12 protein-coding genes are annotated in these 15,111 nt (G+C 70.0%); 5 read left to right on the top strand and 7 right to left on the bottom strand.

Features of this window, described 5'->3' with window-relative positions; translation table 11 throughout:
* From LAO51_16740 to LAO51_16725, 4 genes are all read right to left on the bottom strand, one after another.
* Window positions 1–267, bottom strand: a 267-nt coding sequence (locus LAO51_16740) for a PDZ domain-containing protein (protein MBZ5640390.1), incomplete at its 3' end; no start/stop codon positions are given.
* Window positions 268–374: 107 nt separating this feature from the next.
* Window positions 375–1,256, bottom strand: coding sequence for a DUF1571 domain-containing protein (locus LAO51_16735; GenBank protein MBZ5640389.1), 882 nt, complete (start codon window positions 1,254–1,256; stop codon window positions 375–377).
* Window positions 1,253–1,588: a hypothetical protein gene (locus tag LAO51_16730; protein ID MBZ5640388.1), complete on the bottom strand. Its 336-nt coding sequence runs from the start codon at window positions 1,586–1,588 to the stop codon at window positions 1,253–1,255. The genes LAO51_16735 and LAO51_16730 overlap by 4 nt, the downstream gene beginning before the upstream one ends.
* A 36-nt stretch (window positions 1,589–1,624) precedes the next feature.
* Complete coding sequence (locus tag LAO51_16725) at window positions 1,625–2,506, bottom strand: DUF1571 domain-containing protein (GenBank protein MBZ5640387.1); 882 nt, start codon at window positions 2,504–2,506, stop codon at window positions 1,625–1,627.
* Between the two features lie 92 nt (window positions 2,507–2,598).
* Here LAO51_16725 and LAO51_16720 point away from each other — a divergent pair, with 92 nt between their 5' ends.
* Window positions 2,599–3,534: an alpha/beta hydrolase gene (locus LAO51_16720; protein MBZ5640386.1), complete on the top strand. Its 936-nt coding sequence runs from the start codon at window positions 2,599–2,601 to the stop codon at window positions 3,532–3,534.
* Window position 3,535: 1 nt separating this feature from the next.
* Here the strand turns inward: LAO51_16720 and LAO51_16715 are convergent, their stop codons facing one another.
* Window positions 3,536–5,002: an RNB domain-containing ribonuclease gene (locus LAO51_16715; protein MBZ5640385.1), complete on the bottom strand. Its 1,467-nt coding sequence runs from the start codon at window positions 5,000–5,002 to the stop codon at window positions 3,536–3,538.
* 113 nt (window positions 5,003–5,115) lie between these two features.
* On the opposite strand from LAO51_16715, the gene LAO51_16710 reads away from it, so the two are divergent.
* From LAO51_16710 to buk, 3 genes are all read left to right on the top strand, one after another.
* Window positions 5,116–8,127 carry a carboxypeptidase regulatory-like domain-containing protein gene (locus LAO51_16710; GenBank protein ID MBZ5640384.1) on the top strand — a complete coding sequence of 1,004 codons (3,012 nt, stop codon included), beginning with the start codon at window positions 5,116–5,118 and terminating at the stop codon, window positions 8,125–8,127.
* A 104-nt stretch (window positions 8,128–8,231) separates the two neighbouring features.
* On the top strand, window positions 8,232–10,286 hold the full coding sequence (locus tag LAO51_16705) for a S9 family peptidase (GenBank protein ID MBZ5640383.1): 2,055 nt from the start codon (window positions 8,232–8,234) through the stop codon (window positions 10,284–10,286).
* A gap of 216 nt (window positions 10,287–10,502) precedes the next feature.
* Window positions 10,503–12,722: a butyrate kinase gene (gene buk, locus LAO51_16700; GenBank protein ID MBZ5640382.1), complete on the top strand. Its 2,220-nt coding sequence runs from the start codon at window positions 10,503–10,505 to the stop codon at window positions 12,720–12,722.
* Window positions 12,723–12,738: 16 nt separating this feature from the next.
* On the opposite strand, the gene LAO51_16695 is transcribed toward buk, so the two are convergent.
* Window positions 12,739–13,644, bottom strand: a complete 906-nt coding sequence (locus LAO51_16695; GenBank protein ID MBZ5640381.1) for a phosphate butyryltransferase — start codon at window positions 13,642–13,644, stop codon at window positions 12,739–12,741.
* 135 nt (window positions 13,645–13,779) lie between these two features.
* Window positions 13,780–14,778: an aspartyl protease family protein gene (locus LAO51_16690; protein ID MBZ5640380.1), complete on the bottom strand. Its 999-nt coding sequence runs from the start codon at window positions 14,776–14,778 to the stop codon at window positions 13,780–13,782.
* 124 nt (window positions 14,779–14,902) lie between these two features.
* Here LAO51_16690 and LAO51_16685 point away from each other — a divergent pair.
* On the top strand, window positions 14,903–15,111 hold a 209-nt coding region (locus tag LAO51_16685; GenBank protein MBZ5640379.1), incomplete at its 3' end, for an IclR family transcriptional regulator.

The raw sequence follows: 15,111 nt of genomic DNA, 5'->3' as shown, positions 1-15,111 counted from the left end.
CGGCGAGGCGATCGCGACCCCGTCGATCCCGAGGATGACGTCGCGGGATCTCAGGCCCGCTTCCTCGGCCGCGCCCCCGTCGACCACGCCCCGGACCAGGGCCCCGGGGACCGGCGTGTCGCTTTCCCCCGAGGGCGCTCGCACGGGGACGAGAGCGGCGCCGAGCCACCCCTGGGGCCGCGCGTCCGGGTTCTCGGTTGCGTGCCCGACCGCCTGGGACGCAGCGACGACGAGCACGGCGAGGAAGAGCGCACGCGGCCGGAGCATCGAGGCCTCCTCGGGCCGGGGGATGCGTCCGGCCGGACTCGCCTCCCAATCTACCCCGACCTCGAGGGCCCCTCAACCGACCGCCGGCATCGAACCTCGGCTCGCCGTCAGAATCGATACGCGGGGTTCTTCGGGTCGAAGTCGGCGTCGCCGAGGCCTACGTCGACCTTGAGGTCCCGGTGCTCGTACCGCTCGTAGAGATTCCCGTCGTAGTCCCAGACGAGCAGCCGGAGCGGCAGGAGGAGCGTCCGGTCGACGCAGACGTCGAGCCGGCCCGCGTAATATCGGGGAACGAAGACCGAGTCCCCTCGCCGGGGGCCGCCGGGGCCGGTCCAGCCGCGCGAGCGGTTGGCCTGGAGCACCGCGTACATGGACTTCCCGTACGCGCGCGCGACGGTCCAGAGCGTCTCGCCTTTCTCCATCACGTGGACCGTCCCGCTCCTCGGGCTCGTAAGCTCGATCTCTTCGCAGGCGCGACCGTCCACCTCACGCCGGCCGACCCACCTCATGCTCCCCTCGTGCGCCTTGTCGGCCTCGGCGACGTTGGTCAGGATCAGGTGCGCGAGATCCGGGAGGCTCGACTCGTCGATCGGGTGGTGGGTGCCGTCGGTCGCCCAAGCGCTGCGTGGGTCGAGGTTCAGGTTGAAGAACCAACCGGTGTGGACGCGGATCCGGTCGCCGTTCCAGCCGCGTGCGTAGAGCACCTCGCGTCCCGGATTCGGCCCCACGACGTTCCGGAAGTAGACCCGGTACGGGCGGGCCCACTTGAACCGGAGCTGCTCCTCGGGCTCGAGCTTCCCGTCGTCCAGGAAGTACTCCTGCTTCACCAGGAGCGTCGTGTAGTCCTGGAGACGATCGGCGGCCTCGCCCATCCTGCGGAGGATCTGTCGGGGATCGGGAGCGGAGGACGGCGCCGCGGCCGGCGGGGCGTCCCCGGCGACCGCCGCGGCTGAGACGAGGAGCGCGAGCGCGGCGAACCCGACCCTCACTTCGGCTCCCCGCCGCTCTCCTTGATGACCACGGCGCTGGTGTCGCCGAGCGAGAACGCCTCGTGGACCACTCCGGTCACCCTGAGGTGGTTCCCGGCCTTGGGAAGCGGCCGCTCCGTGATGACCGTGATCTCGCCGGTCGAGTCGGCGAGGGTGAAGTACTTCACGACGAGGAGGTTCGTCGCGCTCTTGACCTCGCCCGAGACGGTGACGGTCTTGCCGTCGTAGTCCCGGGGGTGGTCCCGAATGTTCCTGATGCCGGTGGCGAAGAGGCCGCAGGAGACGATCCAGAGAAGCGCGAGTACGGCGGCTCCGGCGCGGGCGGGTCTCATCGCAGCCCTCCTCTCGTCGTGGCAAGTCATTCTATTTCAGAAGCCGTACGCGGAGTTCTTCGGATCGAAGTCCGCGTCGGTGAGGCCGACGTTCACCCTGAGGTCGTGGTGCTCGTACCGCTCGTACAGGTTCCCGTCGTGGTCGTAAATGAGCGCCTGGATCGGCAGCTTCAACTCTTCGTCCACCCAGAGGAGGACCTTCCCGGCATAGTAGCGTGGGACGAAAACGGAGTCGCCCGGCCGCGGGTCGCGCGTTGTGCGCCACCCCTTCGCGCGGTTCGCGTGGAGGATCACGTACATCGTCTGGCCCGACTCCCGCGCGACGTCCCAGAGCGTCTCCCCCTTCTTCATCACGCGAGGGTCCCCGGCGCGGGGGCTCGTGAGCTCGATCTCGATCGAGGGCCTGCCCCAGAGCGCCTCCCGGCCGACGGAGCGCACGCTTCCCTCCCCGCGCCGGCTGGCTTCCGCCACGTTGTCGAGCACCGTCTTCACGAACCCCGGGAGGCTCGCATCCGTCACCGGATGGTGCGCATGCGCCATCGCCCGCGCCCCTTGCGGATCCAGGTTCACGGTGATCCAGCTCAGAATCCCCCCCTTGTGAGCGCGGAGCCGGTCGCCGTTCCATCCCCGGACGAACAGGACCTCCTGCCCCGAGTCGAATCCGGCGATCTCCTTGAGGTAGATCCGGTACGGGCGCGCCCACTTCTCGATCGCGGTGCGCTCGGGCTGCAGGGTGTCGCCCATGCGCTCCTGCCGGACCAGGGTCATCGTGTAGTCGAGGACCCGGTCGGCGGACTCGCCCATGGAGGCGAGGATCGCTTCCGGGTCGGCGTCCCGGGACGGGCCCGCGCCTCCGGCCCACGCCGCGAGAGCCACGGCGAGGCCCAGCGGCCATCCGAAGCGTCGTAACGATCGCACCCGTCCAATCTAGCGCATGCGCACGCGTCCCGTGTGGCGGTGCGGTAGGATGGTCGTACGTCCCGGCGGCTCGGGCACGGAGGGGATCGCCCGTGAGACTTCGCTCGCTGCTCCCTCTGGGAACGGTCATCCTGCTCGCGTGCTGCGTCTGGCAGCGGCCGGTGCCTCCGAGCGGGGGCGTGCCGGCGGAGCCGCCCGCCGCGACGCCCCCCGCGCCGCGGGCCCTGCCTCCGGCCGCGACGGGCGTCGTCGAGGGAAAGGTCCCGTCCGCCGACGGGGTCCCGATCCACTACCGCGCCGATGGCACCGGCGGGACCGCGCTGGTGTTCGTGCACGGCTGGTCGTGCGACGGCGGGATCTGGAAGAACCAGGTGCCGTTCTTCACGTCCGCCTACCGGGTGGTCACGCTCGACCTCGCGGGGCACGGCGCGTCCGGCTCGGGGCGCGCGAATTGGACCGTCGAGGCTTACGCCGAAGACGTCAAGGCGGTGGTGCAGAAGCTCGGTCTCGAGAAAGTGGTCCTGATCGGTCACTCGATGTCGGGACCGATCACGGTCGAGGCGGCGAGGAGGATGCCCGGCCGGGTCGTCGCGCTGGTCCCCGTGGACACCTTGCAGGATCTGTCCGAGAACCCGGACCCCGATGCCTGGGCGGGGATCATCCAGAGGATGCGCGAGGACTTCAGGAGCGCGACGACCGAGTTCGTGCACGCGCTGTTCCCCGAGCGCGCCGACCCGGCGCTGGTGAACAAGGTCGCCTCGGCCATGGCGGCGGTGCCCCCGAACATCGCCATCGAGACGCTCCTGTCGGTCTCCCGGTACGACGTCCGCCCCGCGCTCGCGCAGCTCAGGGTGCCGATCCGCTGCATCAACGGGGACAAGTGGCCGACCGAGGTGGAGCGGAGCCGAACGGTCTACCCGCGTTACGACGCGGTGATCCTCCCCGGCCTCGGGCACTTCCCGATGCTCGAGGCGCCGAAGGAATTCAACGAGAGGCTCCGGGAGGTGGTCCGCGAGGTGGCGGGCTGAGTCACGCCCTCGCGAAATCGACGAACCCTCGCTCCACGTCGGTGGAGATCAGCTGAACGCGGACCCGGTCGCCGACGTCGAGGCCCTGGGACCCCCGCTCCACGCGTCCCTCCACCGGGGGACGGAGGAGCCTGACCCAGGTCCCCTTCGGCGACGCCCCTGTGACGATCGCGTCGAAACGCTCGCCGACCCGACGCTCGAGCAGGAGCGCGCCGGCGGACTTCCTCACGCGGCGCTCGACCTTGGCGGCGTCGTCCTCCTTCAGCGTGCAGTGCTCCGCCAGCGACGACAGCTCCGGCGCCGTGTAGGGGACCGCCGATCCCGAGAGCGCCGACTTCACGAGCCGCTGCGTGATCAGGTCCGGGAACCGCCGGTTGGGCGCGGTGGAGTGGGCATAGTCCCGGACCGCGAGGCCGAAGTGGCCGGGGGGCTCGTTCCCCGGAAGGTCGAGAACGTACTCCCCCTTGCCGATGAGCTTGACCACGGCGAGCGACAGGTCGGGGAACCCCACGGGATCGGCTTTCTTTCTCTTCGCGAGGAAGGTCTCGAGCGCCACGGCCTCCGGCTCCGCGGGGAGCTTCTCTCCGAGAGTGGACGCGAGGTCGACGATCCTCCCCCAGCGCTCCGGGGCGCGTAGCACGCGGCGGACGGTCGGGTAGTGCCGCGACTCGAGGAACGACGCGGTCGCCCCGTTCGCGGCGATCATGAAGTCCTCGATGATCTGCTTGGCCCGATCCTTCGGGTCCACCTCGAGGTCGGTGAGCAGGTCGCCGTCGAACACCGGCCTCGCCTCGATCGTCTCGAGGCCGAGAGCGCCGTGGAGGTGCCGGAGGTCGTGGAGGCGCTCCGCGATCCGGTCCTGGAGCCGCAGCTGCTCGTCGAGGCCGGGCACGTTCCCGACCTTCGGAGGCGGCGGCGCCGCGCCGTCGAGCCACGCGGCGACGCTCCGGTAGGCCAGCTTCGCGTGGTTCAGGACCCGCGCCCGGTAGAGATCGGCCTCGGCGAGCGCGCCGTCGCTCCCGAGGACCATGTCCACCACCAGCGCGATCCGCTCCTCGGCCTCGTTGAGGGACGTGAATCCGGTGGACAGCTCCAGGGGAAGCATCGGGAAGATCGCCCCGGCCGTGTAGACCGACGTGGTGTTCCGGGCGGCGTGGCCGTCGATCGCCGTTCCCCGCTCCACCAGCGCGTCCACGTCCGCGACGGCGACGAGGATGCGGACCCGGCCGCCCGGAAGCTCCGCCGCGACCGTGAGCTGGTCGAGGTCGCGCGAGTCGTCGTTGTCGATCGACGCCCAGAGCAGCTCGCGGAGGTCGCGAAGGGAGTCCCCGGCGCGTGCGGGGGACGCGATGCCCGCCACCTCCCGGCGGACTTCCGGCGGGAAATCCGGCTCGAGCCCGCGCTCGATCATCGCCTGCCGCGCGATGGCGGCAAGATTCGCCCGGTGCCCTCGCTCGTCCCGCTCCATGCGCGCCTCCTTCGAGAACGGCCGACATTGTATGTTGCGCCGGGCTCGGATGGGCGTACCTTCATGCCCACCGTCATCCCACGGCGGCATCCCCGGCCTCCAAAGGAGTCGACATGTCCTCGAGCGTCCCGGCCCGCGTCCCCGCCTCGAAGGTTTTCCTCGTTGCGTCCGGCCTGATCGCCCTGGTCGCGCTCCTGGGGCGGCTCCCGGCCCTGGCGCAGGAGGGGAACGCGAAGTACTTCGTGGATGTCCGTCTCGACGGCCTCGCCCGGGCCCGGGACCTCGCCGCCGCCGGCTTCGACGTCGCGGGCGTGAACCGCGCCGCGCTCACCGCGGGTGTCGTCGCGTCCTCGGCGGACCTCGACCGGCTCACGGCGATGGGCTTCAAGTTCGAGGTCCGGCAACGGATGACCACCGGGCGCGCTCCCGACGCGCTCCAGGACTACACGGACCCGCAGGAGCTCTCGACCTTCATGGACCAGGTGCAGGCGGCCTACCCGACCCTCGCGAAGAAGTTCGTCCTCAAGGACACGCTCTTCGAAGGGCAGAAGCAGTACGCCATGAAGATCACCAAGGACGTCTCCACCGACAACGACCGCCCGGCATTCATCCTGGATGCCCAGCACCATGCGCGGGAGGTGATGACCGCGGAGATCGCCCGCGACGTGATCGACTACCTCACCCGCGTGTATGTGAACGGGGATCCGCTCGACCCTTCGGCCCAGGCAAAGGTCCAGCGGTGGGTCGACAACGTCGACATCTGGGTCGTCGGGAGCGTGAACCCCGACGGCGCCATGTACGTGTTCCAGCACGACACTTCCTGGCGGAAGAACCGCCGCCCGAGCTGTCCCGTGGACGTCAACCGGAACTATCGCTTCATGTGGGGCTCCTGCAACGGGTCCACCAGCGTTTGCACCGACGAGACGAATCGCGGCGCCTCGGCCGAGTCCGAGCCGGAGACCCAGGGAATGGTCCAGCTGGTCCAGGACGTCCGCCCGTTCTACGCGCTCACCTACCACTCGTACGGCGAGTACCTGATGTACAGCTACGGCTGCACCGACCCGGACGAACTCGCCGCGATGGACGAGGTCGCCCAGGGGCTGAACGACATCCTGCCGAACGATGCCGGACAAACGGGCCAGTGGCTCACCGGCCCGATCTGGTCGACGATCTACCCCGTCGACGGCGGCAGCTCGGACACCCAGTACGGAGCGTTCGGGGCGTACGCCTTCGCCATTGAGGTCAACTCCTCGTCCTTCCAGCCGGACTACGCCACCTGGCGCAACATCACGGTCCAGCGCCAGAGGACCGCGTGGCAGTATTTCCTCGACAAGATCCTCGACGGCCCCCAGATCCGGGGAAAGGTCACCGACGCCGCCACGGGCCTGCCGCTCGCGGCCGAGGTCGACGTGCAGGAGGTGACGTTCACCCACGGGGAGTCGCCGCGCACGGCGGACGCGAAGGGAAACTACCACTGGCTCGCCCAGAACGGCCGGACCTACCACCTCACGTTCTCGATGCCCGGCTACTGCTCCGAGACCCGAACGGTGACCGTCGGGGCCGAGCCCGCCACCCTGGACGTCGCGCTGGGACACCCCTCCGCCCCGTCCGGGATCGCCGCGACGGCGAACGGCGACAACCGGATCGACGTCTCGTGGGACGGGGTCGCCGGTGCGACCGAGTACCGCGTCTACCGCGGGCTCGCCCCGGGAGGGCCGTACGGGCTCGCCGGGACCGTCGCGGCGCCCGCGACGACGCTCGCGGACAGCCCGGTCTCGGCCGGAGTGACCTGGTACTACGTCGTCCGAGCGTACGACCGGTGCGAGTCGCCTTCGTCGGCCGAGGCGAGCGCCTCGACGACGGGAGCCTGCACGCTCGGTCCCGGCTTCGCGGGGGTCGCCGTGGTGACGGACGCCGCGGCGTCCACCTGCACGGTGAACCTCACGTGGGCGGCGGCCTCCGCCCGCTGCGGCGGGCTCGTGACCTACCGGGTGCACCGGAGCGCGACCGCGCCGTTCGTGCCGTCCGCGTCGAACGTGATCGCTTCGGGTCTCTCCACGACGCAGTACTCCGACCACGACGCCGTGGCCTTCGGGACGACGTACTCCTACGTCGTCCGGGCGGTGGATTCCGCGAGCGGCGCCGACGACGGCAACACGCGGACGCTCTCCGCCGCCCCCACCGGACCACTGGTGTCGGGCACTTTCACGGACGACGCGGGGGACACGGGGACCGCCAAGCTCTCCGCCTCCTCTCCCTGGTCGGTGCTGGCCTCGGGCGGAAAGGCGGGCCCCAAGGTGTACGCCACCGGGACCTACTCGAACAACCAGTGCGCCGCGCTCGCCACGCCGGCGATCGCGCTCCAGAACGGGGCGGTCCTGTCCTTCGCGTCGAAGTACGACCTGGAGGGCAACTACGACGCGGGGATCGTCGAGGTCGCGACCGCTCCGCTCTTCGACACCTGGACCCGGCTTGCCACCGTCAACTATCCCGATCGGCTCCTCTACACCGGGAACGCCTGCGGCTTTCCGACGAGCGGCGTCGGAACCGTCTTCTCCCGCACGATCACGACACCGGCGTACCCCGCGTCGAGCTACACCGGCTCGTTGTCCGCGTACAACGGCGCGACGATCAAGCTGCGCTTCTCTCTCAGCTCGGACAGCGGCGTGACCCGCGCGGGGTGGTGGATCGACGACATCCGGGTCACGAACGCTCTCCTGCCGGGGACCTGCTCGCCCGGAACGGCGGGCGGCCCGACGGAGGTCAGCCCCGACGCGTCGCCGATGACCTCGGAGCGCGCGTCACTGGGGAGCGGCGTGGCGCTCGACTACCGTCCCGCCTGCGGTGCGCTCGACAACGCGGTCTACTGGGGATCCGGCCCGATCGCGGGCGCCTCGAGCTGGAGTTCGAGCGCCTGCGCGGTCGGCAACACCGGCCGGGCGGCGTTCGATCCCGGCGACCCGCAGCCCGGCGAGTTCTACTACTTCGTGATCGTGGGGCAGACGAGCACCAAGGAAGGTTCGTACGGCTTCAGCCAAGGGGAATCGGGCCCCGCCGAGCGCCCGGAGGCCGCCGGGGTCGGAGCGTGCGACCGGCCGCAGGAACTCACCGGCGCCTGCCCCTGAGGGACAGAGGACCGGCTCGAGGACAAGGGTTCGGGAAACCGCCGCGGGTTCGCGGTAGGATGTCCCCCCTCCGCCGAAACGGCGGGGCACGGGAGGACCCCTTCATGCTCCGAACCGCCCTGCTCCTGTCCCTGTTCGCGATCCCCGCCGCCGGACTCGCCGTGGCCCAAGCGAGCGAGACGCATCCCTTCACGATCCACGACATGCTGGCCATGGACCGGATCTCGGATCCCCAGGCCTCGCCCGACGGGAAGCGGATCGTCTTCGTCGTGAGCGTGACCGACCTCGACGCCAACAAGCGGCGCTCCCACCTCTGGCTCGCAGGGACGGACGGCGCCGGGCTCCGGCGAATGACCTCGCACGAGGCGGGGGAGTCGAGCCCGCGCTGGGCGACGGACGGCGGCTCGGTGTTCTTCCTCTCCTCGCGCGGCGGCTCGACGCAGGTCTGGCGGATCCCGGTGGACGGCGGCGAGGCGGAGCAGGCGACGAGACAGCCCCTCGACGTCAGCGCCTTCCTCCCGTCACCCGACGGGAAGACCCTCTTGGTCGCGATGGACGTGTTCCCGGACGACACCGTCGAGGGGACCAAGAAGCGGCTCGACGAGATCGCGGCGCGCAAGTCGAGCGGGAGGATCTACGACCGGCTCTTCATCCGCCACTGGGACGAGTGGACCGACGGGCGCCGCTCGCACCTGTTCGCGGTGCCGCTCGCCGGCGGCGCGCCCGTCGACCTGATGAAGGGAATGGACGCGGATTGCCCGGGCAAGCCCTTCGGCGGCGTCGAGGAGATCGCTTTCTCGCCTGACGGGAAGACCCTGGTGTTCTCGGCGCGGGACGCGGGGCGCGAGGAGGCGTGGTCCACGAATTTCGACCTCTTCGCGGTGCCGCTCGCCGGCGGAGCCACCCCTCGGAACCTCACCGCGGACAACTCCGCCTGGGACACCGCGCCCGCCTTCTCCCCCGACGGGAAGGCCCTGGCCTACCTCGCCATGAAGGTCCCCGGCTACGAGGCGGACCGGCGGAGGATCGTGGTGAAAGCGTGGCCCGACGGCTCCGCGCGGGTGCTGACGGAGGGTTGGGACCGCTCGCCCGACACGATCTTCTGGTCGGCCGACGGGAAGACGATCTACGCGTTGGCGGAGAACCTCGGGCAGACCGCGCTCTACGCGGTGGACGCCGCCAGCGGGATGCCACGGCTCGTGGTGGAGAAGGGGACCGTAAGGTCCCCGGTCCTCGCCGGCGACCAGATCGTCTACAGCCTCGAGCACCTGCGATCGCCGGCGGAGATCTACTCGGTCAAGCCCGACGGGAGCGACGTGCGCACCGTCACGCGGATCAACGCGGAGAAGGTCGCCGCCGCCCGGATGGGCGAGCCCGAGCAGTTCTCCTTCAAGGGTTGGAACGGCGAGACCGTCTGGGGCTACGTGGTGAAACCCGCGGACTTCGACCCCGGGAGGAAGTACCCCGTGGCGTTCCTGATCCACGGCGGGCCGCAGGGCTCCTTCGGGAACGACTTCCACTATCGGTGGAACCCTCAGGCGTACGCCGGCGCCGGCTACGCGGCGGTCATGGTGGATTTCCACGGGTCCACGGGGTACGGGCAGGCGTTCAGCGACTCGATCCGCGGGGACTGGGGCGGGAAGCCTCTCGAGGACCTGAAGAAGGGGCTCGCGGCCGCCCTCGAGAGGTACCCCTGGATGGATGGCGACCGGGTCGCGGCGCTCGGCGCCTCCTTCGGCGGCTACATGATCAACTGGATCGCGGGGAACTGGCCGGACCGGTTCCGCTGCCTCGTCTCGCACGACGGCAACCTGGACGAGCGCGCCGCCTACTACGACACCGAGGAGCTGTGGTTTCCGGAGCACGACCATCAGGGGACGCCGTGGTCGAGCCCCGAGGCGTACGAGAAGCAGAACCCGGCCAATTTCGTCAAGAACTGGAAGACGCCGATCCTCGTGGTCCACTCCGGAAAGGACTTCCGCGTCGTGGAGACGCAGGGGATCTCCACGTTCACCGCGGCGCAGCGTCTCGGGATCCCCAGCAAGCTCCTCTACTTCCCCGACGAGAATCACTGGGTCCTGAAGCCGGCGAACAGCCTCCTGTGGCACGAGACGGTGCTCGCATGGCTCGATCGGTGGACGAGGGGGGACAGGAAATAGGGGAAGGGGCCGGCCGTCCGGCCGGCTCTCCCCGCGCGCGATGAAGGCGGTCGAGGACGGGTTGCGGCTCGCGCTTTCGCTCTGATGCGGACGCTTGCCCCTCGTTGTTGCTAGAATCCATATTCAAGAACGAGGCGGCCCGAGCCGCCGCCCGCGCGACCCTCGAACCGATCCGCCCGGCGCGACCACGACCGCGCGCACGGCCACGGAGCCAGCATGTACGACATCGAATCCTCCTTCGATCAGCAGATCCTGAGCCTCCCCAGGAACCGGCCGACGATCGTGTTCACCGAGGCCCTCGATCCCCGCATCGTCGAAGCCGTCTGCCACCTGACGCGCTTCTGCCGTCCGGTGTTCCTCGCGCCGGAGGCGGAGGTGCGGGACGTGATCGAGAGGGAACTCCGCCACGTCGATTCCAACCGGGTCGAGTACGCGATGTCGGAGAGCGCGTTCGTCGACATCGGGGAGCGCGACGACCTCTTGGAGGAGTTCGCCCGCTGCTACATGGACGAATGCGCCACGCCAGGAGCGAAGCCCACCCTGGACGACGCCCGGAGATACGTGCGCGAGCCGGGGCACTTCGGCATCTGCGCGGTGAAGCTGGATCACGCCGACACCGTGGTGGGCGGCGCGCAGCACCCTCCGAGGGACTACTTCCGGCCGATGCTCCGGATCCTGAAGAAGCAGGACATCCAGTGCGAGGCGGGGGTGTTCGTCCTCCCCGACGAGCACCCGGGGAACGTGTTCCCGCAGAACATCGTGGTGTTCGGCGACGTGGGGGTGAACGCCTCGATGACGCCGGACGTGCTCGCCCACGTGGCGGTCGGCACGTGCGCCATCGCACGGGACCTGTTTCCCGTGGAGGAGCTGCCCGAGATCCGCGGCACCATCGTGTCGTACTCGAATCGCGGCTCCGACGAGGGACCTTCGCCGGACCTCGTCCGGCAAGCGACCGCCCTGGTCCCCGAGATCCTCGAGGAGCGGATCGACCACGGCCCGCGATACGCGACCATCAGGATCCGCGGCGAGGTCAAGGTCTCGGTCGCGCTGTCGCAGCGGTCCGCCACGTACTACCAGCGGGAAGGCGACGGGATGTGGGAGGGAGGCTCGAACGTCATCATCTGCCCGAACATCGACATGGGGAACTTCCTGTACTTCCTCTACGCGACGAGGTACTCCCGCGCGAAGAAGTTCCCCGTCATGTTCGGGATCAGGTTCCGCGGCGTCGACCTCCCGATGGACTGCACGCCGGAGGACGTCCGTCTCGCGGTCAAAGCCTCGGTGCTCCGGATGCACCGGTTCGGCGAGTGGAAGAGGACGCCCCGCGACACGTTCTTCCGCCGCCACCGGGTGCTGGCCGTGAACCCCGGCTCCACCTCGACCAAGATCGCGATCTACGAGGGGGAGGAGGAGGTGTTCGCGAAGGAGATCGAGCACTCGGCGGAGGAGCTGGCGCCGTTCGAAGGAAAGAGCGTGACGGCCCAGTTCCTGTTCAGGAAGAACGCCATCCTCGGGATGCTCCAGGAGAACGGTCTGACGCCCGACGACATCGACGCGGTGTCCGCTCGCGGCGGCCTCCTGCGGCCGATCCCGCACGGGACGTACACGGTGTCCGACGTGATGGCCGAGGACCTCAAGACCGGACGGAGGGGGGAGCACGCCTCGAATCTCGGCGGACTGATCGCGCGCGAGATGGTCTCCGGCACCGGCCGGCCCGCGTTCATCGTGGACCCCGTCGTGGTCGACGAGGCGCCGGAGCGGGTGAAGATCACCGGCGTCAAGGCCCTCCGCCGGAAGGTGGTCAGCCACGCCCTGAACCAGATCTCCACCGCCCGCCGCTACGCCGAGGAGCACGAGACCTTCTACGAGAGGATCAACGTGATCGTCGCCCACATGGGGGGCGGGATCTCCGTCGGCGCCCACAAGCGCGGACGGTACATCGACGTGAACAACGGTCTCGACGGAGAGGGGCCGTTCAGCCCCCAACGGTCGGGCTCCCTCCCGCCGGGGCAGCTGATCGATCTCTGCTTCTCCGGGAGTCTGACCCACGCCGACTTGAAGAAGCTCAACAAGGGACGGGGCGGCCTCATCGATCTGCTGGGCACGGCCGATCTCCGCGAGGTCGAGCACCGGATCGACGCGGGGGATCGGCGGGCGGCGGAGGTGTTCGAGGCGATGGCGTACCAGATCGGCAAACAGATCGCCTCGATGGTCCCCGCCTTCGACGGCGAGCCGGTGGAGCGCATCCTGCTCACGGGCGGGATGGCGCGCTCCGGGCGGCTCGTCGCGGCGATCGAGCGGCTCGTGACCGCGATGGGTTGCGGGGTCAGCGTCTACCCGGGCGAGAACGAGATGCTCGCCCTCGTGAAGGGAGCCCTGCGCGTCCTCTCGGAGAAGGAAGAGCCGAAGCGATACGACGCCGGGACCCCGGCCTGAGCCTCTTCCGGCGAGGTCAGCTGGCGGTCAGGGCGCCGAGCGCGATCGAGTAGGTCTTGGTCTTCACCGTGTCGCCGCGCGACGAGAGGATCGCGGGGGCCCGGGCGCCGGCCACCATCGCGCCGAGCTCCGCGCGCGCGAGCTTCGTGTTGGTCTTGTAGAACACGTTTCCCGCGTCGAGGTTCGGGAAGAGGAGGCAATCGGCGTCTCCCGCCACCTCGCCGCCGATCCCCTTGATCTCCGCCGACTCCCTGTCGATCGCGGCGTCGAGGCCCAGCGGGCCGTCGACGAGAGCCCCCTTGATCTGCCCCCGCTCGGCCATCTTCGCGAGGATCGCGGCGTCGAGGCACGCCTTGACCTTCGGCAGGACCTGCTCGGACGCGGCCACGACCGCGAGCTTCGGGCGCTCGATCCCCAGGGCCTTCGCGGTCCTGATCAGGTACTGGGCGATGGCGATCTTCTCCTTCAGCTCGGGCTCGGGGATGACGGCGACGTCGCCGCAGACGATCAGCTTGTGGTAGTTCGGGCTCTCGATCACCGACACGTGGCTCAGGATCGCCCCGGGATCCATGAGGCCCCGCTCCTTGTCGAGGATCGCCCGCATGTACTTGTCGGTGGAGACGAGCCCCTTCATCAGGATCTGCCCCTCGCCGGCGTTGATCATCGCCACGGACCGCGCGGTGGCCTTCATCTCGTCGGGCTCGTGGACGATCGCGAATCTCCCGGGATCGATACCTTCCCGCACGCACGCCGCCCGGATCGCCGCCTCGTCGCCCACGAGGGTCGCGTCCACGATGCCGAGCTCCACGGCCCGCCCCACCGCCCCGACCGTGTGCGGATCGTTCGCGTAGGCCGCGATCAGGCGCTTCCGCGGGCGGCTCTTGAGCGCGTCGATCATCTGGTCGAGTCGGGTGATCGGCATGACGGCGTCTCCTGGAGGCTCCCCCGGGGTCGCGGTGGGAGCGGGGCGGCAGGATACCGCAGCCTGAGGTCGGGGTTCCAGCGCGGGGGCCGCGTGACGGAACGCCCTCGGTCCGGATCCGATCGACCGTCCGACCTACTTCTTCGTCTTCGTCCCTCGCGTCACCTCGATGCGGTGCGCCTTGGTGTCCACCACGACCCGGGTCCCGTCCAGGAGATCGAGGCCGAGCTGGCCGGACACCTCGACGCCACCGAGGCGGCTCCGCATCGTCAGGTCGGCGGCGATCAGCTCGCGCCCCTCCGACGCCAATCCCTGGAAGGCCAGCGCGATGCCCCGCACCGGCCGCGCCCCCGGCATCGTGCCACCGAAGCCGCGCACCGGGATCTCCGCGCCGAGGCTCGCCTTGGGTGCCGACTTCGCGAGGGTCAGGGACACCTGGCTCGACGTCGCCCCGGTGTCCAGCATGAACAGGCCGCCGGCGCCCTCGCCGGCTTCGACTCGAACGAGCATCTGGCCCGCGATCGACCAATAGGGACTCCCGCCCGGCTCCTCGGCGGGGGGCTCGAGCACGAGCCGGCTCCGCTCGAGGTCCAGCGTGACCCGGTACCCCTCGAAGACCGGCAGGCCGAGAACGCCGTGGTACCGGCCCGTCGGCTCGATTTCGTCGGTCGTCGTCGACACCAAGGCGTCGGCGAATCGGAGGTCGCCGAGAGCGATCGCCGGCAGAAGGCCGCGCCGCGTGGTCTGGCGCCCGCCTCCTCCTCCTCCGAACACGGTCTCCTCGGACAGCGGGACGAGCCCCCCCCTCCTCGCGATCCGCTCCAGCAGGAAGAGGCCTCCGCTGCCGGTGTCGAGGAGGAGGCGCGTGCGCTTTCCCTCGCCGAGGACCGCCTCGACGAGGTAGCCTCGGTTCCGTCCCGCGACGCCGGGCAGGGGATACAGGGGCAGCTCGAGCCGGGCCGGCCGACTCTTCGGGATCCACACCTGCCGCTCGCCGAGCGCCGTGTAGAGACGCATCGTCCCGCGCGCCCCCTCGATCCGGTCCGGGTCGTCCCCCTCGCTGATCCCGAGGTACTTCGCGAGCCGGGCGATCGTCTCCGCGCGCGTCGGCGCTGCGCCGGCCGACCAGTACACGACGAAGCGATCGTCGGGCGCCGCCCTCAGCGCCCGATCGAGGAGGGCGATCCCGGCGTCTTCGCTCCCTTCGGCCGTGCGGACGAGGCCCAGGACGGCCAGCGCCCTGGCGGAGCGCGGCTACGTGGAACGGAGCGCCGACGGGGCGCGCTACGCGCTGGGCATGAGGCTCTTCGAACGGGCGTCCAATGTGCGCCGCGAGCTGAAGGACGTGGCCCACGAGTTCATGCTGGAGCTGCACCACCGCTTCAACGAGACCGTCAACCTGGGGGTGCTCGACAACGGGGAGGTGCTGTACCTCGACATTCTCCAGAACTCCCGGCCGTTCCGCAT

This window comes from Terriglobia bacterium, assembly GCA_020073205.1.
Lineage (GTDB): Bacteria > Acidobacteriota > Polarisedimenticolia > Polarisedimenticolales > JAIQFR01 > JAIQFR01.
The sequence above is the reverse complement of the archived record's forward strand: the minus strand, read 5'-3'. Positions and strand labels throughout refer to the sequence as shown.

Coding starts and splice junctions, on each gene's coding strand:
- LAO51_16730 (MBZ5640388.1), bottom strand. CDS start 1,588: ATGAGACCCGCCCGCGCCGGAGCCGCCGTACTCGCGCTTCTCTGGATC.
- LAO51_16715 (MBZ5640385.1), bottom strand. CDS start 5,002: ATGGAGCGGGACGAGCGAGGGCACCGGGCGAATCTTGCCGCCATCGCG.
- LAO51_16710 (MBZ5640384.1), top strand. CDS start 5,116: ATGTCCTCGAGCGTCCCGGCCCGCGTCCCCGCCTCGAAGGTTTTCCTC.
- LAO51_16705 (MBZ5640383.1), top strand. CDS start 8,232: ATGCTCCGAACCGCCCTGCTCCTGTCCCTGTTCGCGATCCCCGCCGCC.
- buk (MBZ5640382.1), top strand. CDS start 10,503: ATGTACGACATCGAATCCTCCTTCGATCAGCAGATCCTGAGCCTCCCC.
- LAO51_16695 (MBZ5640381.1), bottom strand. CDS start 13,644: ATGCCGATCACCCGACTCGACCAGATGATCGACGCGCTCAAGAGCCGC.